This window comes from uncultured Pseudoxanthomonas sp. (genome assembly GCF_947498795.1).
Classification (GTDB): domain Bacteria; phylum Pseudomonadota; class Gammaproteobacteria; order Xanthomonadales; family Xanthomonadaceae; genus Pseudoxanthomonas_A.
On sequence record NZ_CANMLQ010000010.1, the window covers coordinates 66,770 to 87,347 of the forward strand.

General features: G+C 68.1%; 22 protein-coding genes, 1 tRNA gene and 1 pseudogene. 9 read left to right on the forward strand and 15 right to left on the reverse strand.

Annotated elements, in window-relative coordinates:
- Nucleotide 1 precedes the first annotated feature (1 nt).
- On the forward strand, nucleotides 2-2,497 hold the full coding sequence (locus tag Q0907_RS17425) for an ATP-binding protein (RefSeq protein WP_299347133.1): 2,496 nt from the start codon (nucleotides 2-4) through the stop codon (nucleotides 2,495-2,497).
- Here the strand turns inward: Q0907_RS17425 and bfr are convergent.
- From bfr to Q0907_RS17440, 3 genes and pseudogenes are all read right to left on the reverse strand, one after another.
- Entirely contained in the window at nucleotides 2,464-2,940 is a 477-nt protein-coding gene (gene bfr / locus Q0907_RS17430; RefSeq protein ID WP_299347135.1) for a bacterioferritin, read from the reverse strand. The two genes, Q0907_RS17425 and bfr, sit on opposite strands and share 34 nt — an antisense overlap.
- Before the next feature lie 117 nt (nucleotides 2,941-3,057).
- Entirely contained in the window at nucleotides 3,058-3,270 is a 213-nt protein-coding gene (locus tag Q0907_RS17435; RefSeq protein ID WP_296281909.1) for a bacterioferritin-associated ferredoxin, read from the reverse strand.
- Between the two features lie 184 nt (nucleotides 3,271-3,454).
- Nucleotides 3,455-3,934 (reverse strand): annotated as a pseudogene (locus Q0907_RS17440) (RNA pyrophosphohydrolase); the annotation flags it as partial.
- 116 nt (nucleotides 3,935-4,050) lie between these two features.
- On the opposite strand from Q0907_RS17440, the gene Q0907_RS17445 reads away from it, so the two are divergent.
- Nucleotides 4,051-4,127: transfer RNA gene (locus Q0907_RS17445), tRNA-Met, on the forward strand.
- 226 nt (nucleotides 4,128-4,353) lie between these two features.
- A complete protein-coding gene (locus tag Q0907_RS17450; RefSeq protein WP_299347137.1) occupies nucleotides 4,354-5,130 on the forward strand; it encodes a hypothetical protein in 777 nt (258 codons plus the stop codon).
- A gap of 394 nt (nucleotides 5,131-5,524) precedes the next feature.
- Here the strand turns inward: Q0907_RS17450 and Q0907_RS17455 are convergent, their stop codons facing one another.
- The 3 genes from Q0907_RS17455 to Q0907_RS17465 all read right to left on the reverse strand — a co-directional run bounded on the left by Q0907_RS17455 (nucleotide 5,525) and on the right by Q0907_RS17465 (nucleotide 8,620).
- A complete protein-coding gene (locus tag Q0907_RS17455) occupies nucleotides 5,525-6,379 on the reverse strand; it encodes a hypothetical protein (protein ID WP_299347138.1) in 855 nt (284 codons plus the stop codon).
- 259 nt (nucleotides 6,380-6,638) lie between these two features.
- Nucleotides 6,639-7,196: a molybdenum cofactor guanylyltransferase gene (locus Q0907_RS17460; RefSeq protein WP_299347139.1), complete on the reverse strand. Its 558-nt coding sequence runs from the start codon at nucleotides 7,194-7,196 to the stop codon at nucleotides 6,639-6,641.
- Nucleotides 7,193-8,620, reverse strand: coding sequence for a molybdopterin molybdotransferase MoeA (locus tag Q0907_RS17465; RefSeq protein WP_299347140.1), 1,428 nt, complete (start codon nucleotides 8,618-8,620; stop codon nucleotides 7,193-7,195). The genes Q0907_RS17460 and Q0907_RS17465 overlap by 4 nt, the downstream gene beginning before the upstream one ends.
- 108 nt (nucleotides 8,621-8,728) lie before the next feature.
- On the opposite strand from Q0907_RS17465, the gene Q0907_RS17470 reads away from it, so the two are divergent.
- From Q0907_RS17470 to arsN2, 6 genes are read left to right on the forward strand one after another with little or no spacing between them, the layout of a single operon-like run.
- On the forward strand, nucleotides 8,729-9,067 hold the full coding sequence (locus Q0907_RS17470; protein WP_299347142.1) for a metalloregulator ArsR/SmtB family transcription factor: 339 nt from the start codon (nucleotides 8,729-8,731) through the stop codon (nucleotides 9,065-9,067).
- A complete protein-coding gene (locus Q0907_RS17475) occupies nucleotides 9,064-9,555 on the forward strand; it encodes an ArsI/CadI family heavy metal resistance metalloenzyme (RefSeq protein WP_299347144.1) in 492 nt (163 codons plus the stop codon). The genes Q0907_RS17470 and Q0907_RS17475 overlap by 4 nt, the downstream gene beginning before the upstream one ends.
- A 42-nt stretch (nucleotides 9,556-9,597) precedes the next feature.
- Nucleotides 9,598-10,056 carry an arsenate reductase ArsC gene (locus tag Q0907_RS17480; protein WP_299347145.1) on the forward strand — a complete coding sequence of 153 codons (459 nt, stop codon included), beginning with the start codon at nucleotides 9,598-9,600 and terminating at the stop codon, nucleotides 10,054-10,056.
- Between the two features lie 18 nt (nucleotides 10,057-10,074).
- On the forward strand, nucleotides 10,075-10,464 hold the full coding sequence (locus Q0907_RS17485) for an arsenate reductase ArsC (RefSeq protein ID WP_299347146.1): 390 nt from the start codon (nucleotides 10,075-10,077) through the stop codon (nucleotides 10,462-10,464).
- Complete coding sequence (locus Q0907_RS17490; RefSeq protein ID WP_299347147.1) at nucleotides 10,464-11,138, forward strand: aquaporin; 675 nt, start codon at nucleotides 10,464-10,466, stop codon at nucleotides 11,136-11,138. The genes Q0907_RS17485 and Q0907_RS17490 overlap by 1 nt, the downstream gene beginning before the upstream one ends.
- On the forward strand, nucleotides 11,135-11,581 hold the full coding sequence (gene arsN2 / locus Q0907_RS17495; RefSeq protein WP_296281889.1) for an arsenic resistance N-acetyltransferase ArsN2: 447 nt from the start codon (nucleotides 11,135-11,137) through the stop codon (nucleotides 11,579-11,581). The genes Q0907_RS17490 and arsN2 overlap by 4 nt, the downstream gene beginning before the upstream one ends.
- A gap of 17 nt (nucleotides 11,582-11,598) precedes the next feature.
- Here arsN2 and Q0907_RS17500 read toward each other — a convergent pair whose 3' ends face one another.
- From Q0907_RS17500 to Q0907_RS17540, 9 genes are all read right to left on the reverse strand, one after another.
- Nucleotides 11,599-12,966: an ATP-binding protein gene (locus Q0907_RS17500; RefSeq protein WP_299347162.1), complete on the reverse strand. Its 1,368-nt coding sequence runs from the start codon at nucleotides 12,964-12,966 to the stop codon at nucleotides 11,599-11,601.
- A 17-nt stretch (nucleotides 12,967-12,983) separates the two neighbouring features.
- Nucleotides 12,984-13,658: a response regulator transcription factor gene (locus tag Q0907_RS17505; RefSeq protein ID WP_296281887.1), complete on the reverse strand. Its 675-nt coding sequence runs from the start codon at nucleotides 13,656-13,658 to the stop codon at nucleotides 12,984-12,986.
- 24 nt (nucleotides 13,659-13,682) lie between these two features.
- The gene (locus Q0907_RS17510; RefSeq protein ID WP_296281980.1) at nucleotides 13,683-14,306 is read right to left on the reverse strand and encodes a hypothetical protein; all 624 of its coding nucleotides are present in this window, start codon (nucleotides 14,304-14,306) and stop codon (nucleotides 13,683-13,685) included.
- A gap of 22 nt (nucleotides 14,307-14,328) precedes the next feature.
- Entirely contained in the window at nucleotides 14,329-15,174 is an 846-nt protein-coding gene (locus Q0907_RS17515) for an SDR family oxidoreductase (protein ID WP_299347150.1), read from the reverse strand.
- On the reverse strand, nucleotides 15,174-15,848 hold the full coding sequence (locus Q0907_RS17520; RefSeq protein ID WP_299347152.1) for an iron-containing redox enzyme family protein: 675 nt from the start codon (nucleotides 15,846-15,848) through the stop codon (nucleotides 15,174-15,176). Before Q0907_RS17520 ends, Q0907_RS17515 begins: the two co-directional genes overlap by 1 nt.
- Entirely contained in the window at nucleotides 15,845-17,350 is a 1,506-nt protein-coding gene (locus Q0907_RS17525) for an AMP-binding protein (protein WP_299347153.1), read from the reverse strand. Before Q0907_RS17525 ends, Q0907_RS17520 begins: the two co-directional genes overlap by 4 nt.
- Entirely contained in the window at nucleotides 17,347-18,006 is a 660-nt protein-coding gene (locus tag Q0907_RS17530) for a thermostable hemolysin (protein WP_296281879.1), read from the reverse strand. Before Q0907_RS17530 ends, Q0907_RS17525 begins: the two co-directional genes overlap by 4 nt.
- A 141-nt stretch (nucleotides 18,007-18,147) precedes the next feature.
- A complete protein-coding gene (locus tag Q0907_RS17535) occupies nucleotides 18,148-19,710 on the reverse strand; it encodes a sodium/sugar symporter (RefSeq protein ID WP_299347156.1) in 1,563 nt (520 codons plus the stop codon).
- Nucleotides 19,711-19,783: 73 nt separating this feature from the next.
- A partial coding sequence (locus tag Q0907_RS17540; RefSeq protein WP_299347158.1) for a putative glycoside hydrolase occupies nucleotides 19,784-20,578 on the reverse strand: 795 nt, incomplete at its 5' end.

Genomic DNA, 20,578 nt, shown 5'->3' on the forward strand with positions numbered 1-20,578 from the left:
GATGCCCACGGCCGGTCGTACGCCGGTGATGCCCTGGGTGACCGTGGCGGGTGTCGCCGCCTCGGGCGTGGCGCTCGGCCTGCACTGGTCCGGCGTACCGGGCCCCTGGCTGCCGCTGACCGCAGGCATGGCCGCCCTTGCACTGGTCGCCGCCGTGGCCTCCGCCCTGAACGCACGCAGCGAGGCGCATCGCCACGCGGGCGTGCAGGCGCGCGCGGCGATGGCCGAATCGGAACGCGACGGTCTGCAGCGTGACCTGCAGCGCCATGATCGCCTTGAGCAGGAACTCGTGCGCGCCAAGCAGGCCGCGGAGTCCGCCGCGATGGCCAAGGGCGAGTTCCTGGCCACGATGAGCCACGAGATCCGCACGCCGCTCAACGGCATCGTGCCGATGCTGGAAATGCTGTCGCGGGCGCCACTGGCCGCCGACCAGCGCGAGATGCTGAGCACCGCGACCGCGTCGTCGCACCAGCTGCTGCGCATCGTCGACGACATCCTCGACTACTCCAAGCTCGAAGCGAACAAGCTGGACCTGGAGATCACCGGCTTCAACCTGCGCGAACTCCTCGACGGCGTGCTGCAGCTGATGTTCCGGCCGGCGGAGAACAAGGGCCTGCGCCTGAGCCTGCAACTCGACCCCGCCGTTCGGCTGCCCGTGCGTGGCGATCCGGTCCGCTTGCGCCAGGTGCTGACCAACCTGATCGGCAACGCCATCAAGTTCACCGAGCGCGGCACGATCACGCTGGTGGTGCGCCGGCTGGGCGAAACCGCCGCTCAGCACCTGCTGCGATTCGAAGTACGCGATACCGGCATCGGCATCGAAGAGGACGCGCGCCATCGCCTGTTCCACTCTTTCAGCCAGGCCGATGCCTCCACTACCCGCCTGTACGGCGGCACCGGGCTGGGGCTGGCGATCTGCCGGCGCATCGTCGACCTGATGGGCGGCCGCATCGACGTGGTGTCGGAGGTGGGGCGCGGCTCCACCTTCTGGTTCGAAGTGCCGCTGATGAAGATCATCGGCGACCTGCGCCAGCGCGACAACGGCGCGCTGGACCACGGCCGCGTACTGATCGTGTCGCCCGACGCGCGCCTGCGCCAACGTCTCACGCTGCTGGCGACCAACTGGGGCATGCAGCCGGTGGCGGTGGAAACGACGCAGGAAGCCCTGGATCGCCTGCGCCTGGTCGGCGAACAGGGGCAGCAGGATTATCTGGCGGTGCTGGCCGACGTCGGCGGCATCCGCAGCACGGCGCTGGCGCTGCACCGGACCATCACGCGGCGTCCTTCGCCCGACGCGCTGCGGCTGGTGTGGCTGTACGGCGACGAGACCGTGCCCGTCGAACTGCATCCCCGCAGCACGCTGCTGTCACGGCAATCGCCCGACGCCGACCTGCGCGCCGCCCTGACCGGCGCGGCACCCGAACAGGAGCCGGCGAACGAAGCGCTGGACGGGATGTTCCCGGAGCTGGCCGACATCGCGGCGCCGCCGGCGGATGCGCCCCCCGCTCACACTGAAGCAGAAGGCGTCGCGCGCCTCTCCGCCGCGCCCGAGGAAGAGCCGGCAACCGCGCAACCCGAGTCCGCGGTCGTCAGCGCGATGCGGACCGAACCCCGCCTGCTGCTGGTCGAGGACAACCCGGTCAACCTGCTGGTGGCGCAGAAGCTGCTGTCCGCGCTCGGCTTCTCGTGCGAGACGGCGGCCAACGGCGACATCGCGTTGAAGCGCATGCAGGTGGAGCACTTCGACCTGATCCTGATGGACTGCCAGATGCCGGTGCTCGACGGCTATGCCGCGACGCGGCGCTGGCGCGAGCTGGAGGCGCAGCGCGCCGACGGCGGTCGCCTGCCGATCGTGGCGATGACGGCCAATGCCATGGCCGGCGACCGGCAACGCTGCCTCGATGCCGGGATGGACGACTACCTGGCCAAGCCGGTGTCGCGCGAACAACTGGAAGGCTGCCTGCACCGCTGGCTGCCGGACCGCATGAACTTCGTGCTCCGCAATGCCGCCCTGGTGACGAACGCCGAACCGGCGATCCCCGCCCCCGCCGTGTCGACGGCCCGGGCGCCGGCGCCGAGTTTCCCGGTCCTGGACCAGACCATGCTGGAGGAACTGCGCGAGATCGCCGGCGACGAAACCACGCGCATCATTTCGATCTTCCTCGAAGACGCGCCCCGCCTGATCGGCACGCTGGAGAAGGCGGCGGCCGTGCCCGACCTCGATGCGATGCGTGACGCCGCGCATACGCTGAAGTCGTCGAGCGCGAACGTCGGCGCGATGGCCCTGTCGGCCGCGGCCAAGCGGGTGGAACTGGGCGCCCGTGCGCGGAAGCTGGAACGTCCGGCCGTGGCCGTGGCCCTGGTGATCGCCGAGTACGCGCGCGCGCGCATGGCCCTGCAAGGCTATGCGGCGCAGCAGCTGGGCCGGCCGCTGCTGCAGCCGCCGGCCGTCGCGACCATGCCTCAGTCGTCGCCCTCGAGCTTGGTCAACAGATAATTCGGCTCGCCGATGCGGTCGATGACCGACAACTGCGTTTCCAGCCAGTCGATGTGTTCTTCTTCGGAATCGAGGATGGCGACGAACAGCTGCCGGCTGACGTAGTCGGCGACGGATTCGCAATGGGCGATCGCCTCGCGCAATAGCGGCAGCGCTTCGTGTTCCAGCGCCAGGTCGCATTCGAGGATTTCACGCGGCGTCTCGCCGATGCGCAGCTTGCCCAGCGCCTGGAAGTTCGGCAGGCCATCGAGAAACAGGATGCGCTCCGACAGTCTGTCGGCATGCTTCATCTCGTCGATGGATTCCTTGTACTCGTGCTCGGCGAGTTCCCTGAAGCCCCAGTTCTTCAGCATCTTGGCGTGCAGGAAGTACTGGTTGATCGCGGTCAGCTCGTTGTAGAGCGCCTTGTTGAGGTACTCGATGACCTTGGTATCGCCTTTCATGGCCATGCTCCGTGGGCGGAAGGACGGCGAAGGTTAGCCCGTGCGCGCCGCGGGTGACGGAACGCGAATCGTGATCATTCGGTGATGCGACCGCGCTGCAACGCAGCCACGGGATCGTCAGGCGGCGTGCGACAGGCCGATGATCGGGAACACGCTCTCGCGAGGTGCGGGCTGGGCGGCCTGCAGCACGTCCATCGCCATGTCCAGGCAGCTGCCACAGTTGGCGCCGGCACCGGTCCGCATCGTGAGTTCGGCCATGGTGGTGCACCCGGCGCTGGCGGCTTCGCGGATCTGGCGGTCGGTCACGCCGTTGCAGATGCAGACGTACACGGTGGCGGTGGTGATGCGGCGGGCACGGGACGGCCCGGGGCTATTCCACCCCGAATGAGAATGATTGTCAATTCTTGAGGGGTTCGCCCACGCCGCCACGTTTACGCAGCGGTCGGTCGCGACCCCGGCGTCGGGGCGCATCCTGCGACCGGGGCATGGGCAGCTGGGGAGGGATCGCCTGCGGACCGGCGACCGTCCGGGCGAAGGTGGCCAAGTGCTCCAGCGCGCTGGCATAGACCCGGCGCTTGAAGATGACCACATGCTCGAGCGGGTACCAGAAGTCCACCCAGCGCCAGTGGTCGAACTCCGGGCTTTCGGTCAGGTCGAGGCGAAGATGCGCCTCGTCGCCCACCAGCCTCAACAGGAACCACACCTGCTTCTGCCCGATACAGACCTGGCGTTCGTTGCGCCGGATGGCGCGGGGAGGCAGTCGATACCGCAGCCAACCGGGCGTGACACCCAGAACTTCAACATGTTCGGGCAACAGGCCGGTTTCTTCGCGCAACTCACGATACATGGCCTCGACCGGCGTCTCGTCCGTGTTCATGCCGCCTTGCGGAAACTGCCAGCCATCCCGGCGCACGCGTCGTGCCCAGAACACCCGGCCATCCGGCCGCATCAACACGATGCCGACATTGGGTCGGTAGCCGTCCGGATCGATCACGATGCGGACTCCTGAAATCTACTGCCACCGACTCTGCCATGCCCCGCCGCAGGCGACAAGCACGTGCCGCCGGCTTGACAGGCGGGGGGTCGAAATGAAGAATACGCGGTTCACGCGGCTATGTAGCTCAGCCGGTTAGAGCACAGCACTCATAATGCTGGGGTCGGTGGTTCGAGTCCACCCATAGCCACCAGATTCCCGAGCGGAATCAACGCGTTGAAGAACCCGCCTCTTGGCGGGTTTTTTGTTGGCGCGATTTGTTGGGCTGGCGAGACGAGTTCGGCCGACTTCAGCGTGGTTTGGGTCCCATATCGAGGTGCATCCGTGGCCCTTGCTTTTCCCTTCGATCGACTCACAATCGCGGCGGGGAGCGTGGCCGGGGGGCTGCGCCGCTGGACCATCCATACACAGGGGAATACATGAAACGGACCATCGTCGTCCTGGCGCTTCTGGGCGCCCTGCCGTTGGCTGCACGCGCACAACAGACCACGCTGTGCACGTCACTGATCACCGATAACCCGACTAACCCTTACATCGACGGCGTCGTGGCAGTTTCAGAAACCTTCCCGGTCGATGGCAGCGGCGACTATACCTCGGCGTGGAAGGCTCATATCGACCGAAAGTACCCGTCGAAGCTCCAGCGTACGTCTCAGTGCTCTGCCCCAGCTGCGGACCCCGCCACCGCAGCGCAGGGGCGGATGAACTTCATCCAGAAGTGGGAGGCCGGCTTCCAGACCGACCTTGAACCCTGGCGCCCGGCGAGTCAGGGCTACGCCGGCCAGAAGGCAGCCGGCAGCTCGACGAACGACGGTGCAGACGATCAGACCGACAGTAGCGACGACGCATCTTCTGCAAGCTCCAGCCAGAGCACCCACTCCCGCCAGGCCGCGAGCAATGCCCAGTCTTCGGCGCCTAACGGGGGGACGGGACAACGCCCGATCTGTGCGACGCAGCCCTTCGATGCTCCCAACACCGCTTTCCCGCAGGGCTCGGCCCGGAAGATCACCAATACGTGTCGCGAGCCGCTGAGCGTGCGGATCTGTCTCCGCATCCAGGGCAAGTGGGACTGTGGCGTCAACTGGAACGTGCTGCCGGGTGCCGACTGGAGCTGGGGCAGCACGAAGGTCTACACCGGATGGTTCTGGGACGCGCGACTGGCATCTTCGGGTGACAAGCTGGGACACCCGGACAACTGAGTAACCCTCAGCGAGGAGCTGACCGCGCAGCTGCGTGGTCAGCCCTATCGGCTTCAGGCCGGCTTACCTACAGTAAGTCGGCATCCCAACACAGGAAAACACTGATATTCCTCAGCATTTTCAGGCGCTTGGCCGCATCGAGCCTTCACTCATAAGGCTGGGTCGGTGGTTCGAGTCCACCCATAGCCACCAGATTCCCGAGCGGAATCAACGCGTTGAAAGAAACCCGCCGCGAGGCGGGTTTTTTGTTGTGTCCGCGGGTGCGCCGGGCGAGTGCAATTCCTTGGCAACCCGTTCTCCCGTGTCACCCCGGTTCTACGTCTCAAGGGCAAGATTCTTTCCCGCAGCTGCCTGGATAGCGGGCGTCGCTTTCCGCCACACGGGCTGCCTCCCTTCAATAGCGCAGCGTGATGTAGAGGTGAGGTGTCGCACTGCGGATGCGGAAGTTGCCGCTGAACGTTGACGCGGGGGCCGGCATGCCGGACGCCGCAGGGTTGTTTCGCTCCAGTTCGGTGCGATGGATCGAATAGCGCACTCCTATCGCCATCACGGACGCAGGAAGGTACTCGAGGCTTACGCTGGCTTCTTGGCTCCGAGCCGCCAGCCGGTCTCCACTCCTGCGGCCGAGCGAGGCATCCGCCCCGACTCGCCAATCGCCTATCCGTCTGGCGTACTCAGCCCTGACATGCGGCAGGGTGACACGCTCGCTGGCGCTACTGTCGATCTCGAACTCACCCGGAAATCCCTCGACGATGGCACTCAGCTTGTTTTCAATCCGAACTCGGGAAGTACCTAACCCGATACCCCATGCCTGCCTGGCATCCTTGGCCAGGAACCACGTATAGGAAAGCGTCTCTATCTTGGCGTCCAGCGAATTGGAGATTGCCGTGCCACTCGAGAATCCGCTGCCATCGATGGTGATTGGCCGAGTGGTCCTGCCTCGATAGGCGTTCCCGATCTTCCAGCGCGTGGCCTGGAGCCGGTGCGAGTCGGCCAAGGTCACACCCGCTTTCCACTGGGACTCATCGAAATGGGGCAAACCCAAGTCGTCGTAGTAATCGACCTGGGTTCCGCTTGACAGGCCTGGGTAATCCCAGCGAGCGCCGAATTCAGTGCTTTCCAGTGGGATTGCGCTGCTCAGGTAGACCCGGTCGAGCACGGCGCCTGCTTGCGCTGCAGCCGGACCAGCGTGAACACAAAGACCCAGGCCGACAGCCAGGGGCAGCAGGGTGCGATTGACGTGATGCAAGGAGAACTCCTTCCTTCGGTCGGCGGCTCGGCGGCAAGAGGCGATGTACCGTATACGGGCAAAGGGAACAAAGCGTCGCGGACAGATCCCGCCACGAGGTACCAGCAGCGCCATGTAGGCCCCGTGCTGGCGACGTGCGCCCGCTAATCCGCCCCGCCCGCGAGCTTGATCGGGCCACGAGGCGCCGGTCAGAAGAAGGTTTGCTCAGCCACGTGTGCCCGCAGGGATTACTTCTGCAAGAAATTTCCGCTCGCCATGATCAGCAGAACTCCGCCTGCAGCGCCCTCCACTCCGCCGGTGTATTGCAGTTGCGCAACGCATGCTCCCAACGCGTCGCCGGCAATACCCGTGTACCCACCGCGCGCTGCAGTGCACGCAGCGAGCGCTCGCCGCCGGAACGCGCGCCGACAGCCTCGATCACCGTGCGCGTGCCGGCGTCCACGCGCAGCGCCATCGGCAATGGGTGGCCGTCCACGCAGGTGCAGGTGGCGCCGGTGGTGAGCAACGCCTGCAGCAGGTCGACGGACAGCAGCGGCATGTCGACGGGCACGACGATCCATGCACCGTCGTGCAGGCGCGGCGCCAGTTGCGCCAACGCGCCCATCGGCCCGGTATCGGGCGTTGCATCGGGTATGCCCCCCAGGTCAGGACGGTCGCCGCTGACGATCACGTCGTCCGCGCCCGCCGCGATCAAGCGTGCGTGCATGTGCGTCAGCAGCGTGCCATTGCCCCAGGGCAACGCCGCCTTGTCCGTGCCCATCCGCGACGAGCGACCCCCGGCCAGCAGGACGGCGCGCCACGTAGATACGCCGCTCATTCGCAGGTCCAGGACGGGGCGCAGAGATGGCTGCTGCCATGGACGTCCACGCATGTCCCGGCGTCGACGCGGCGCACGTCCGCCGGCAAGGTGATCCACACGGACGATCGCGAGAACGGCAATAGCCGGAACGAGGCCTGGGCGTCGGACACGTGCGCCCGCAACCGCCCTTCCGCGTCGCATCGGAGGGTGCCATGAAGCGCCGTGAGCAATCCCTCTCGCTTGTCGCAGTGCCTGGCGAGGGGTACGCGTCGCCGTGTTTCCGCAGGCAGGCCCAGCCAGGCGCGCAGCAGCGGCTCCACCAGGAAGCGGAAGGTCGCCGCCGTCGACAGGGGATTGCCTGGCAGGCCGACGAACGTCGGTCCGTTGCGCAGGCGCGCGGCCAGGACCGGCTTGCCCGGCCGCATCGCGACGCCATGGAGGAGCATGTCTGCATCGCGCACGGCGAGCGCGGCGGGAACGAAGTCGTAGCATCCCTTCGACACTGCTCCCGTGCTGAGGACCAGATCGACCCCGTCGGCGAGCGCCGCATCGAGCGCGGCCTGGAACGCGGCAACGTCGTCGCCGACGCGGGTGATGTGGATGGCTTCCGCGCCGGCCGCCGACAGCGCGTGCACGAGCCAGGGCGAGGTGGCGTCGTGGATGTTGCCGATCGGAAGCGGTTCGCCAATGCGTGCGATTTCACGCCCAGTCACCAGCAACGCCACGCGCGGGCGACGCACGACCCGGATCGCGGCGATGCCCAGGCCCGCGAGAAGCATCAGCGCCCCGGCATCCACCACATGGCCGGCCGGCAACACGCACTGCCCCGGCTGCACGTCTTCGCCGCGTCGTCGGAGGTTGGCCCCCGGCACGACATCGTCGCGCGCGCGGACGCGTGATACCCCCGATGCGGACGAAGCAAGCCGGTCGATACGTTCCAGCGGCACCACGGTATCGGCGCGCGAGGGCAGCGGCGCGCCCGTCATGATCTCCCACGCCTCGGCGTCGTCCTGCGGTGCGGGTGCACCGGCACCCAGGCGCGCGCCGATCTCCCACACGCGATCGGGGGCGATCGGCCGGCCTTCGGTCACGAGAGCCACGCCGTCGAGAGCGGCGTTGTCGAAGGGCGGCAGGGCAATGTCGCTCACCACCGGGGCCGCCAGCACACGATCCATGCCATCGAGCGGCGCGACCGCGCATGCATCCAGCGGCAGTACGCCGTCTGTCAGCCGTTTCACCGCCTCGTGATAACCGATCAACTGTGACCTCTTGGCCAGCGGCGCGGCACGACAGCCTAGTGCGCGACCCCGTACTTGCCAATCGCGTCCCTCCTCGCCCACGGGTGCCTCGAGCCACGCCCACACCGTGTGCGCGATCCGCGCTGCCTTGCGCCAGACAGAGAAGGGGCTCCGTGTGCGCGTGACGGGGCGGGCCTGCTCCATAAGTGCCCGCGGACAGGCGGGACACGGATGCGCGCACGACGATTACGCCGACACAGCCTGCCTTCCGGAGGGGATTGACCCATCTGATATTTCCTATATTCTGGAATTATGGAAACAACGACCGCCCTGAAATCGCTCGCTGCGCTCAGCCACGAGTCCCGCCTCGCCGCGTTCCGCACGCTGGTGCAGGCGGGCCCCGACGGCCTGGCGGTCGGCGAGTTGCGCGACCGGCTCGACCTTCCACCCGCCACGCTGTCCGCACATCTCAACGTGCTGCGTGCCGCCGCGCTGGTCCACGACACCCGCGAGGGACGGGTGATCCGCGTGCGCGCCAACTACCTGCAGATGAACGGGCTGATCGCATATCTCACCGAGAACTGCTGCAACGGCGTCGCCGCCTGCGCGCCCGCCACGTCATGCCCACCCCGAAAGAAGGCCACGTCATGAACCGCTTCCATGTGCATCTCAACGTCACCGATCTCGACGCCAGCATCCGTTTCTATACGCACGTGTTCGCCAGCGAGCCCGCCGTGGTGAAGCCGGACTACGCGAAATGGATGCTCGACGACCCCCGCGTCAATTTCGCCATCTCCAATACGGGCCGCGCGCCGGGCGTGGACCATCTGGGCCTGCAGGCGGATGACGATCGCGGGCTCCGCGAGTTCGGCCGTCGCCTGGATGCCGCCGGTGGCAGTGTCGTACCGGAGCAGGCGGCGATCTGCTGCTACGCGACGTCCGACAAGCTGTGGACCGAAGATCCGCAGGGCACGCGCTGGGAAACCTTCCACACGCTCGGCGAAGCCACCACCTATCACGCGGGCGATGCCGCCTGTGCGACGGACGGCACAAGCTGCACGCCTGACCCCAAAGCCATGAAAGCCGCAGTCGCCGCTTCCGGGAGTGCCTGCTGCGCGCCCCGGTCCGGCTGTTGCTGACGGTCGCACGAGACGCCGACATGACCGACCATCTCTTCCCGCGTGCTCTTCCTCTGCACCGGCAATTCCGCCCGCAGCCAGATGGCAGAAGCGTTGCTCAACGTCCTTGGCAAGGGACGCTTCGAGGCGTTCAGTGCAGGCAGTCAGCCGACGGGCCATGTGCAGCCGCTGGCGCGCAAGCTGATCGAAGAACTGGGTTATACGACGCCCTTGCGCAGCAAGGCATGGGACGAATTCGCCGCACCCGACACCGCTCCGCTGGATTTCATCATCACGGTTTGCGACAAGGCCGCAGGTGAAGCCTGTCCGGTGTGGCCGGGCCAGCCGGCGCTGGCGCACTGGGCCGTGCCCGATCCCGCCCTGCGGCCCGATGACCTGGGCGCCTTCATGGATGCGTGGGTCACCCTGCGGCGTCGCATCGAACTGCTGTTGGCTCTGCCGCTGCCCTCCCTCGATGCCCTCGCGCGTGAGCAGCACGTGCGTGCCATCGGCCTCTCCTGAACTGCCGACGACATCGCCATGACGAATCCCCGTGTTCTCTTTGTCTGTATCGAAAACTCCAATCGCAGCCAGATGGCCGAAGCCTTCGCACACCTGCATGGCGGTGCTGGCATCGAGGCCTTCAGTGCCGGGTCGCGGCCCTCGGGGCGTATCAACCCCAAAGCGATCCGTTTCATGTCCGAGCTCGGCTACGACCTGTCGACGCATGGCTCCAAGTCGCTGGATGACGTGGACGGCGAATTCGATGCCGTCATCACCATGGGCTGCGGCGACGAGTGCCCGTGGATTCCGGCGAAGCGGCGCGAGGACTGGGGCTTGCCGGATCCGCGCGACATGGACGACGACGGGTACCGGGCCGTGCGCGACGACATCGGGCGCCGGGTGAAGGCGCTGCTGGAATCGCTCTGATGCAACGCGCCCTGCTGGCCGAAGGCCTCGGAACGCTGTTGTTGCTGTCCGTCGTGGTCGGCTCGGGGATCATGGGCGAGTCGCTGGCAGGCGGAAACGTTGCCGTGGCATTGCTCGCGAACGCGGCGGCGACCGCCGGTGCGCTGTACGTACTGATCACCACGCTGGGACCGGTGTCCGGCGCGCACTTCAATCCTGCGGTGACGCTGGCCATGCGCTGGCGTGGCGCGATCGGCACGCGTGCGGCGGTCGCCTACATGGCCGTGCAGATCGTCGGCGCCGTAGCCGGGGTGCTGCTTGCGCACGCGATGTTCGATCTCGCACTGTTCCAACCCGGTACGCGTGCGCGCAGCGGTGGCGCGCAGTGGCTCAGCGAAGGCGTCGCCACGTTTGGCCTGCTGCTGACGATCCTGCTGGGCCTGCGCCATCGTGCAAGCGCGATCCCCGCGCTGGTGGCGAGCTACATCTTCGCGGCGTACTGGTTCACCGCCAGCACGTCGTTCGCCAATCCGGCGGTGACGGTGGCGCGTGCGCTGACGCAGACCTTCGCCGGGATCCGACCCGACGACGTCCCGGGTTTCATCGTCGCGCAGCTTGTCGGTGCGGCCCTCGCCGTGGGCGTCGCAACGCGGCTCGCTTCGTCGGCGCCGCCCGTTCAGGAGGAATCCGCGTGACCACGATTCGTTTCGCCACCGAGGACGACCTGCCGCACCTGCTTGCGCTGTTGAAGCAATCCTCGCTACCCACGGAAGACCTGGTGGATGCCGACGTGGCATTCCTGGTCGCTGACAGCGATGGCACCATGGCGGGGGTGATCGGGTTGCAGTCCTTCGGCACGGATGCGCTGCTGCGTTCGCTCGCAGTCGCAGCGGATCATCGTGGCCAAGGGCTCGCGCGTCGACTGGTGGCGGAACTGGAGGCCGCCGCGCGCCGTCGCGGCATCGACACGGTGTACCTGCTGACCCAGACCGCCGAGCGCTTCTTCCTGCTGCAGGGTTTCGAGGCGCTGCCTCGCCACGAAGCGCCCGCCACGCTGCAAGCCTCGGCGGAGTTCCGTTCGCTCTGCCCTGCCTCCGCGGTGTGCATGCGCAAACGCCTGACGCGGTCGGTGGCCTGACGGGCGCACCGATAAGGTCAGGCCAGGCAGGGCAGCTCCACCCGCACGGACAGCCCGCCCCACCGCGACGAAGGCGCCAGGCGGATGGTGCCGGCGTGTGCGGTGACGACTTCCTTGACGATCGCCAGGCCCAGGCCGCTCCCTTCGTGCGGGCTGCCCAGGCGGCGGTAGAAGCGGTCGAACACGCGGGCATGGTCCTCGTCGGGGATGCCGGGGCCGCTGTCGTCGACCACGAGGAACGCGCGGCCGTCGCTCTGGCCGGTAAGCACTTCGATGCTGGCGCCAACGGGGGCGTAGCGGGAGGCGTTCTCGACCAGGTTGCGCACCAGCAGGCCGAGCGCGATCTCGTCGCCGGACACCTGCACGGGCTGCAGGTCCGCGTGCAGGACCTGGCCCTTGGCGTCGAGCAGGGGTCGGGCCGCGTCGATCTCGACGCCCGCCAGCGCGGAGAGGTCCAGCCGCGCGGAAGCCGGCGCGCGCGCCGTGCTCTCGGCGCGACTCAACGACAGCAGCTGCGCGACCAGGCGCTCGACGCGCTGCACGCTGGCGGCCAGCAGTTGCTGCGACGCCTCCCGCTCGCGGTCGTCGCGGGCATGCTGTGCGTTGTCGGCGTGAATTTTCAGTGCGCTGATGGGCGTGCGCAGTTCGTGCGCGGCGTCGGCCACGAAGTTGCGCTCGCGTACCAGCGCCACGTCCAGGCGTTGCAGCAGGCCATTGATGGCATCGACCAGGCCGCGCGCCTCCTGCGGCACCTCCGCCGGATCCAGTGGCGAGAGTCGCTCGGGATCGCGCTGGCCGATCTCATGCGAGATACGTCGCAGCGAGCGCGTCGCCAGCGCGACACTCCACCACACCGCCAAGGCGATCAGCGGAAGCGACAGCAGCAACGGCAGCAGCGTGCCGCCGGCGATGTCGCCGGCCAGTTCCTCGCGGATGTCGGTGAGTTCGGCGGACTGGAACCATCGTCCGTTCGGCGATTGCAGTGTGAACGCACGCCAGTGCGCCCCGTCCACCACCACGTCCTCGTAGCCCGCCTCCAGGGTCGCCAACGGACGCGCCGGCGCGCTGTCGGAGCGCAGCAGCAGCCGACCTTGCGCATCCCATACCTGGAACGCCAGCTTGTTCTCGTAGGCATGGCCATCGTTGAACGCCAGCGCCTCGCCCACGCCGTGCGCCTCGCCATGCCAGCCGCGCAGCACGATCGGCTCGCCCGGAAACGCATTCAGTTCGCTGAGCGGCTCGTCGACCAGGCTCACCAGTACGCGGGTGGACTGCACCAGGCGTGCATCGAACATCTCGCCCGCTTCCTGCAGGCCCGCGCGATAACTGAGCAGGCCCGCAGCGGCCATCACCACCGCCAGCGTGCCCAGCAACAGCCACAGCAGCGTCGCGCGCATCGACCTCATGCAGCATCCCCACCGGCGTCGCCCAGGGCGTAGCCGAGGCCGCGCACGGTGCGGATGATGCCGGGCTCCAGCTTGCGGCGGAGCTGGTGCACATGGACGTCGACGGCATTGCTGGCCACGTCCGCGTCCCAGCCGTACAGGTGCTGCTGGATGGCGTCGCGCGCCATCGGGCGGCCGCGCTGTTCCATCAGCACGCGCAGCAGGGCGAACTCGCGTCGCGTCAGGTCCAGCGCCCGTCCCTTCCAGGTCGCGGTGAGCGAGGCAGGATCGAGCCGCAGCGGGCCCGATTCCAGCGAAGGATTCGCGCGCCCCGCGCTGCGCCGGATCAACGCACGCACGCGCGCCAGCAGTTCGGCGGTATCGAACGGCTTGCCCAGGTAATCGTCGGCGCCGACATCCAGCCCAAGGGTGCGATCGGCCGGGCGTTCTCGTGCGCTCAGCACGAGGATCGGCACGGCGTCGCCGGTGGCGCGCACCTGGCGAATCACTTCGATACCGTCCATCCGTGGCAACCCCAGGTCCAGCACCACCAGGTCGAAGCCGCCATCGCGCAGCGCGAGCAGGCCGCTCGCCCCGTCCTGCACCCAATCGACGGCGAAGGCGCCGCGCCGCAGTGCGGTGCGGAGTCCTTCGCCGAGCGACAGATCGTCTTCCACCAGCAGGATGCGCATGCAGCGAGTCTGGTGGCCGCCCCCTCAGTGCGCAAGATGCGTCGCCACGTCCTTCAGCTTCGCCTGCGCTTCCTGGCGGCGACCGGCGTCGGCGACCTCGCGACCCGGGCGCGCAGGCGCCGCGAGCGCCTTCTGGAAGGCCGCACGGGCACCGGCCCAGTCCTTCTGGTCGCGCAGGAAATCGGCGTAGAAATAATTGGCGTCGATGCCGTCCGGATCGATGGCCAAGCCCTTGCGCAGCATGGTGCGCGCGGCATCGTCGTCGCCGAAGCCGAGCGGCCAGCCGGGCACCTGGTAGTAGAGCGCCCCCAGGCTCGTGTATGCCGCGCCATCGAGCGCATTCGCATCGAGCTTGATGGCCGCTTCGAAATCCGCTCGCGCGCGCTTCACCAGGCCCAGCGCACCCATGCCCCCCTTCTCGCCGGCCAGGCTGGACAGCACGATGCCTTCCCAGATCAGCGCCGAAGCGTCGCGCGGGTTTGCCTGCCTGACCTTCTCGGCCTGGTGGAGGAGATCCTCGAACGCGGACTCGCGCTGCGCCTTGGGCACCTGGTAGTTGACCTGCGCCCAGCGGTCGCGCACCTGCGATGCGCTGCTTGCGCCCGGCTCGGCGGCCATTGCGATGCCCACGATCAGGGCGGTGGACATGAGGATCAGGAAGAGCATGGACTTACCGTGGCGTCGTTTCATGGCGAAGGGTCTCCTGCGGTGCATGGGAAGTTCGGGGTGGTCGCGCATGGCGACGGATGATGGGCAGGCTGGCGCGCAGGCTGCGGTCGACGAGGCCGGGCAGCGCCCCGTTGAGGCGGGCGAAAAGCTTTTCCGGCCAGCCGATCTGCAGCCGCGGCGCACCCCGCACGATCGCGGCGACCAGCTGGCGCGCAACGTCGGCGGGCGCATCGCTGGCCACCTTCAGCTCCACGTTCAGGGCGTCGACCGTGGCGCTGTTGAACGGCGTGCGCGTGGCGCGCGGCGACAGGTACTGGAAGCGCAGCGGCGTGTCGGCATACTCGCGCGCCAGCGCTTCGGTCATGCCGCGCAGGCCGAACTTGCTTGCGCTGTAGGCGGCGAAACCGGGGAACGCCAGGCTGCCGAAGGTCGAACCGACCACGGCCACCGACGCCGCATCGTGCATGCGCAGCACGGGCAGCAGGGCATGTACCAGCAGCATCGGCGCCACCAGGTTGGTCTGCATCAGGTGCGCCATCTCCTCCGGCGACTGGTCCTCGAACAGGCCGAACGCGGCCTGCGCATGCGCGAGTACGAGCACCGATGGCGTGGGAACGGCGGCACGCGCGGCCTCGAGCACGCGCGCACGACCCACTTCGGTCGCCACATCACCCACCGCCCACGACAGGCGGCCGGCAGGCAGTTGCTGGGCGAGCCGGCGCAGCCTGGCTTCGTCTCGCCCCACAGCCAGCACATGCGCGCCAGCGGCGAGCAGCGCCGCGCACAGCGGCACGCCGATGCCGCCACTGGCTCCGGTGACCACCACGGTCCGACCGGCAAGGTCCATCAGGCCGCCTCCGCCAGACGCACGCCGTCGCTGCGCAGCGTGCGGAAGATGTCGCCGTACAGCACGTAGAAGCGGCGCGCCGCGTGCACGATGGCGGCCTTGTCGCCCTCGTCGTCGATGCGGTCCATCAGCTGCCTGAAAAACCCGACATGCTCGACGTCGAGGTCGCCATGCGAGAGCAGGTAGCTGAAGGCGTTGCGCGGAAGATCGAGCGACGTCTGCAGCGTGTTCGCCGCGCGCGTGGCGAGCGCCACGCTGGTGCCTTCCAGCACCAGCACCATGCCGAAGAAGCCGACCGGATTGCCGCGCTGGATGGTGTCGTAGGCGTAGCTGACCATGAGCTCCGTCGCCAGCGAAGGCGCGGACGCTTCCGCCGCCGCGCGGTCTTCACCGCACCCGGCGATATCGTCCAGCACCCATTCGTGGTGCCCCATCTCCTCTTCGATGTACTCGCCCACCGCCGTGCGCAGCCACTCCAGCCGGGCCGGCAGCCGCGCGCCACAGGCCATCAGCAGTGGCACCGTGTGGCGGACGTGGTGGAAGGCCTGGGTCAGGAACGCCACGTAGTCGTCGCGGGCGATCCTGCCCGCAAGCGCGGACTGGATGATGGGGATGGACAGCAGGCCATCGCGCTCGCGCGCCGTCTTCGCGACCAGTTCGTCATGGAAACTCATGCAGCAACTCCGGAGGGGGATACGTTGGGGGCGCGCCGGTAGCAGGCGTCGACGTCGGCCTGGTAGTGGCCGAGGATCGCTTCGCGGCGCGGGCGGCCGTTGGCGGTCATCAGGCCCGCGTCCGCAGTGAAGGGGGCGCCCGCGCGCACGAAGCGGGCGATGCGTGCGTAATCGGGCAAGCCGGCGTTGACGTCGGCCAGCGCACGCGCGAGACGCGTGTCGTCGATGTCGGCGCGGCGCGGCACCAGCACCGCCACGTTGTCCGCCTGGCCCTCGCCCCACACGACCGCCTGGGCGATGGCGGGGTGTGCGAGCAACTCGCTCTCGACCCACTCCGGCGACACGTTGCGGCCGAACGCGGTGATGAAGACGTTCTTGCGGCGACCGGTGATGTGCACGAAGCCCTCGTCGTCCATGTAACCGAGGTCGCCGGTGCGGACCGGGCCTGCCAGCAGCGGTTCACCGCCGAGGTAGGCGAGCGCACGCGCGCCGTCGACCTGGATCTCGCCGTCCACGATCGAGACGCGGGCGTGCGGCAGCGGGCGACCAACGCTGCCCTCGCGCAGCGCATCGGGGCGGTTCAGGCAGACCACCGACCCGCATTCGGTCAGGCCGTAACCCTCGAACACCGGCAGCCCGAGCGCGCGAGCGCGTCGCAGCAGGCCCGGACCGACGCGTCCGCCACCGACAGCGACGTAGCGCAGCGACGGCGGAAGTGGCGCGCCCTGCTCGGCCGCCATCACCAGCGCCAGCAACAACTGCGGCACCAGGATCACGCTTTCCGGCTGGTAACGGTGCAGGCAACGCAGCAGGGTGGGCACGTCCAGGCCGGTGGCGCCGGTGTAGCCGATCTCGGACAGCGACGGCAGCGCGATTTCCGCGTCGGCAAGCAGGGTCGCGTACAGGCCCGCCACGTTCTCCAGCAGCGTGGCCAGCGGCATCAGGCACAGGTGCCGCCGCGGCGCGATCGAGGCCGCGGCATCCACCAGCGACGCGGCGACGGTGAACAATGTGTCCGCGTCCAGGCATACACCGCGCGGGCGACCCGTCGTGCCGGAGGTATAGGTGATGCACGCCGCGCGCGCCGGCAGCCCCGTCGCGCCGCTCTCGTCGGCCGGCGTTCGCCAGCATGCCAGCCGCTCGCCATCGAGGAAGCCGGTCAGCGCTTCCGCGCCAGGCGGCATGGCATCCTCGCGTGCCGTCATCACGCACTGGGCGCCACTGTTGGCGAGCGCATGCCGGACCTGCGCTTCGGAGAAGAACATCGGCAGCGGCACATGCACACCGCCGACCTCGCGCAGCGCCAGGTCCAGCACGAACCAGGACGGCCCGTTGTCCAGGCGACTGGCGACACGGCGGATGCCGCTCTTCGCCAGCCAGGCGACCAGCGCATCGATCCTCGCGGCCAGCATCCGGTCGTCCAGCACGCCGTCCGCGGTGATCACGCGCGGCAGGGTGCGCTGGCCCGGGTTGCGCAGCACGACATCCATCGGCCGGATCATGGCGCGCCCGCCAGGCACAGCATCGGCGCATCGCATGCCTGTGGCCGCGGAACTCCGCGCAGATAGGCGACGCCTTCGGCCAGGTTGCCGCAGATCAGCCGCGGACGCGAGGCGTAGTAGCGACCCCAGTCGCCGCTGGCGTCGCCGAGTCGTTCCGCGCGGGCTTCGGCCAGGTCCAGCATCGGCAGGTGCAGTCGCTCGAATGCATTGCGCAACTGCTGGGTCGCCACCAGCAACACCCAATCCATGCCCGCGGCCTGCAGGGTGAGTGCGAGCTGCAGGATGAGCTCGCGTGCGATGCCGGGCGTGGTGGCGGCGAAGTTGCCCACTTCCACCACCCGGCGCCGGTCGACGTGCGCGAGGCCATGCTGCGACATCGCCTGTTCCACCGGCACGTCCAGGTAGTGTTCGACGAACAGCGGCCCCTCGCCGCCGGCACGCACGCCGACCGCGGCGGCGAGCCTCCCATCGCTGTCGCGATAGGCGATCAGGTGAGGGAAGAAGCTGCGCAGCGTCGCGCCGTGGCGGTCGCGATAGACGCCGGCGATGAACGCCTCCACCTCGGCGCGGTCCGGATCGCCCGGATCGACGAAGCGGACGCTGACGAAACGGCCGGGGAGCGGTGCGAGGGCGATGTGGGAGCGGATCCAGTGCATGGCGGGCATGCTGGAAGCGCTGGATTAAGGCCCAATTAGCCGCAAGTTAAGCCGCCATTAGATTCTGCGAATGAATTCGTGAGAATGCGCGCTGCATCGAGCCGCAGCTAAATCCCTTGTGAATGCCGCCCCGTTGGCGGGTTACCAGAACAGCGTGTAGAGCGCCGCCAGGATGCCGATCACCGCCACCGCTCCGATGTTGAACGAAGTGTCCGTGCGGTACTCCACGTCGTCCGTGCGGATGACGTCCTTCTCCGGCGCATGCGGCGTGGTCAGCGACACGACGACGGCCAGCGCCAGCGCCAGCAGGAACACCAGGCCGACGCGGTCGATGAAGGGCAGAGCCGGCCATGCCAGCTTCAGCACGATGGACAGCGCGAACGAACCGATCGCCGCCGCCAGCGCGCCGGCCTCGTTGGCGCGCTTCCAGAACAGGCCCAGCACGAAGATCACCACGATGCCCGGGGTGAAGAAGCCGGTGTATTCCTGGATGTACTGGAACGCCTGGTCAAAGCTGCCGAGGAGCGGTTTGGCCGCGAGGATGCCGAGCACGACGGTCACCACCGCGGCGATGCGGCCCACGCGCACCAGCGTGGCTTCGCTGTGCTGGCGCTTGCCCTTGGCGTAGAAATCCAGGGTGAAGATCGTCGCCACCGAATTGATCTTCGATGCCAGCGACGCGACGATCGCCGCCACCAATGCGGCGAACACCAGGCCCAGGATGCCGGTGGGCAGCAGCCGCATCATCGTCGGATAGGCCTGGTCGGGCTTGTCCAGGCCCGGCGCCAGCATCACCGCGGCGATGCCGGGCAGCACCACGATCACCGGCATCAGCAGCTTGAGGAAGGCGGCGAACAGCACGCCCTTCTGCGCCTCGCCGATGTCCTTCGCGGCGAGCGCGCGCTGGATGATGTACTGATTGAAGCCCCAGTAGCTGATGTTCATGATCCACATGCCGCCGATCAGCACGCTGAGGCCCGGCAGGTCCTTGTAGAACGGGTTGTCCTTATCGAGGATCATCTCGAAGTGGCCCGGCTGCGCGGCCCAGAGCTTGTGGAAGCCGGCGACGACACCGGCGCCCTCGCCCAGTTCGTTGAGCGTGAGGCCCGCGACCAGCAGGCCACCCAGCACCAGCAGCGATACCTGCACGATGTCGGTCAACGCGACCGCCTTCAACCCGCCATAGAGCTGGTACAGCAGCGCGAACACGCCGATCAGCACCACCGCCAGCATCTGGTCCATGCCGGTGACCTGCGACACCGCGATGGCGCCCAGCCACAGGATCGAGGTGACGTTGACGAACACATACAGCCCCAGCCAGAACACGGCCATCAGCGTGCGGATGCGCGTGCCGTACCGCTGCTCGAGGAACTGCGGCATCGTGTAGATACCGTTGCGCAGGAAAACCGGCAGGAACCACTTGCCGACGATCAGCAGCGTGGCCGCCGCCATCCATTCGTACGACGCGATGGCCAGGCCGATGGCGTAGCCGGAGCCGGACATGCCGATGATCTGTTCGGCCGAGATGTTGGCGGCGATCAGCGACGCGCCGATGGCCCACCACGGCAACGACTTGCTGGCGAGGAAGTAGTCCTTCGCGTCCTTGGTGTGCCCGGCCTTCTCGCGCGACACCCACTGCGCAAGCACGAAGATGCCGGCCAGGTAGGCCAGCACGATGGCGATATCCAGTCCCGACAGTGTCATCCCGCTCCCCTTCCCCGTTCGTTTGCCATCGCGGGCGATCCGGACACTGATGCGTCCGGATCGCCCTTCGTGGTCAGCGTGCGCAGTCCACGGTCTGTTCCGCCTGGTCCAGCGCACCAAGCGCCACGCGCGATACCGAGATCGTCATCTTCCCGGCGGTACCGACAGACCACGGACGATCCAGCTTGGCGACATCGGCGCCGGCCTTGGCCAGGCACTTCAGCGGCACGCCGACGCGCGTCCACTGGCCGGCGGGCAATTTCGCCAGCGTCGGTGCCAGCGCCACGCGTGCAGTGCATCCGGTGCCGCAGCCGACCGACAGCCAGGCCTCGCCGCTGGGCGCGGCGTCCACGCGCAACGTGGTCAACAGCATCACGTCGCCGTTGCTCTCGCGCTGCAGGTCCAGCGCCGTGTGCGACTGCAACGCCGTGACCGCCTCGCCCTTGCCCGACCAGGCCAGACGGCGCGCGTCCTCCTGTGCCTGATGATCCACGCCGGTGACCTTCAGCCGCTCGCCGTCGAGTGCCTCCGGCACCTTGGTGACCGTCACGCCCTGCCCGTCCGCGCCTTCGAGCCGCAACGCCATGCCGGACCCGGCCTCGCCGCGCGCGAAGAACACGCCCGTCGCGCCTTCATCGCCGCTCACGCCGGAGTCTTCCGGCAACGCGGCCAGGTCGCCCTTGTCGGCGTAGGTCAGGCCGAAGCCGAACGCGAACAGCGGGTCGTAGCCTTCCTGTCCCACATTGTTGGCGTATTGCGTGGCCGTGCGCGGCCAGCTGAAGCTCAGCTTTCCCTTGAAGTCGTGCTGCACGCTGCCATCGGCCTTGCGCAGCAGTACATCCGCGATTCCCGCGCCTTCCGAACCCGG

Excerpts from the sequence above, each read along its gene's own strand:
- Q0907_RS17460 (WP_299347139.1), bottom strand. The coding sequence starts at position 7,196 with ATGAGCGGCGTATCTACGTGGCGCGCCGTCCTGCTGGCCGGGGGTCGC.
- Q0907_RS17530 (WP_296281879.1), bottom strand. The coding sequence starts at position 18,006 with ATGCACTGGATCCGCTCCCACATCGCCCTCGCACCGCTCCCCGGCCGT.
- Q0907_RS17520 (WP_299347152.1), bottom strand. The coding sequence starts at position 15,848 with ATGAGTTTCCATGACGAACTGGTCGCGAAGACGGCGCGCGAGCGCGAT.
- Q0907_RS17475 (WP_299347144.1), top strand. The coding sequence starts at position 9,064 with ATGAACCGCTTCCATGTGCATCTCAACGTCACCGATCTCGACGCCAGC.
- Q0907_RS17465 (WP_299347140.1), bottom strand. The coding sequence starts at position 8,620 with ATGGAGCAGGCCCGCCCCGTCACGCGCACACGGAGCCCCTTCTCTGTC.
- Q0907_RS17505 (WP_296281887.1), bottom strand. The coding sequence starts at position 13,658 with ATGCGCATCCTGCTGGTGGAAGACGATCTGTCGCTCGGCGAAGGACTC.
- Q0907_RS17525 (WP_299347153.1), bottom strand. The coding sequence starts at position 17,350 with ATGATCCGGCCGATGGATGTCGTGCTGCGCAACCCGGGCCAGCGCACC.
- Q0907_RS17425 (WP_299347133.1), top strand. The coding sequence starts at position 2 with ATGCCCACGGCCGGTCGTACGCCGGTGATGCCCTGGGTGACCGTGGCG.
- Q0907_RS17490 (WP_299347147.1), top strand. The coding sequence starts at position 10,464 with ATGCAACGCGCCCTGCTGGCCGAAGGCCTCGGAACGCTGTTGTTGCTG.
- bfr (WP_299347135.1), bottom strand. The coding sequence starts at position 2,940 with ATGAAAGGCGATACCAAGGTCATCGAGTACCTCAACAAGGCGCTCTAC.
- Q0907_RS17450 (WP_299347137.1), top strand. The coding sequence starts at position 4,354 with ATGAAACGGACCATCGTCGTCCTGGCGCTTCTGGGCGCCCTGCCGTTG.
- Q0907_RS17485 (WP_299347146.1), top strand. The coding sequence starts at position 10,075 with ATGACGAATCCCCGTGTTCTCTTTGTCTGTATCGAAAACTCCAATCGC.
- Q0907_RS17515 (WP_299347150.1), bottom strand. The coding sequence starts at position 15,174 with ATGGACCTTGCCGGTCGGACCGTGGTGGTCACCGGAGCCAGTGGCGGC.
- Q0907_RS17470 (WP_299347142.1), top strand. The coding sequence starts at position 8,729 with ATGGAAACAACGACCGCCCTGAAATCGCTCGCTGCGCTCAGCCACGAG.
- Q0907_RS17510 (WP_296281980.1), bottom strand. The coding sequence starts at position 14,306 with ATGTCCACCGCCCTGATCGTGGGCATCGCAATGGCCGCCGAGCCGGGC.
- Q0907_RS17535 (WP_299347156.1), bottom strand. The coding sequence starts at position 19,710 with ATGACACTGTCGGGACTGGATATCGCCATCGTGCTGGCCTACCTGGCC.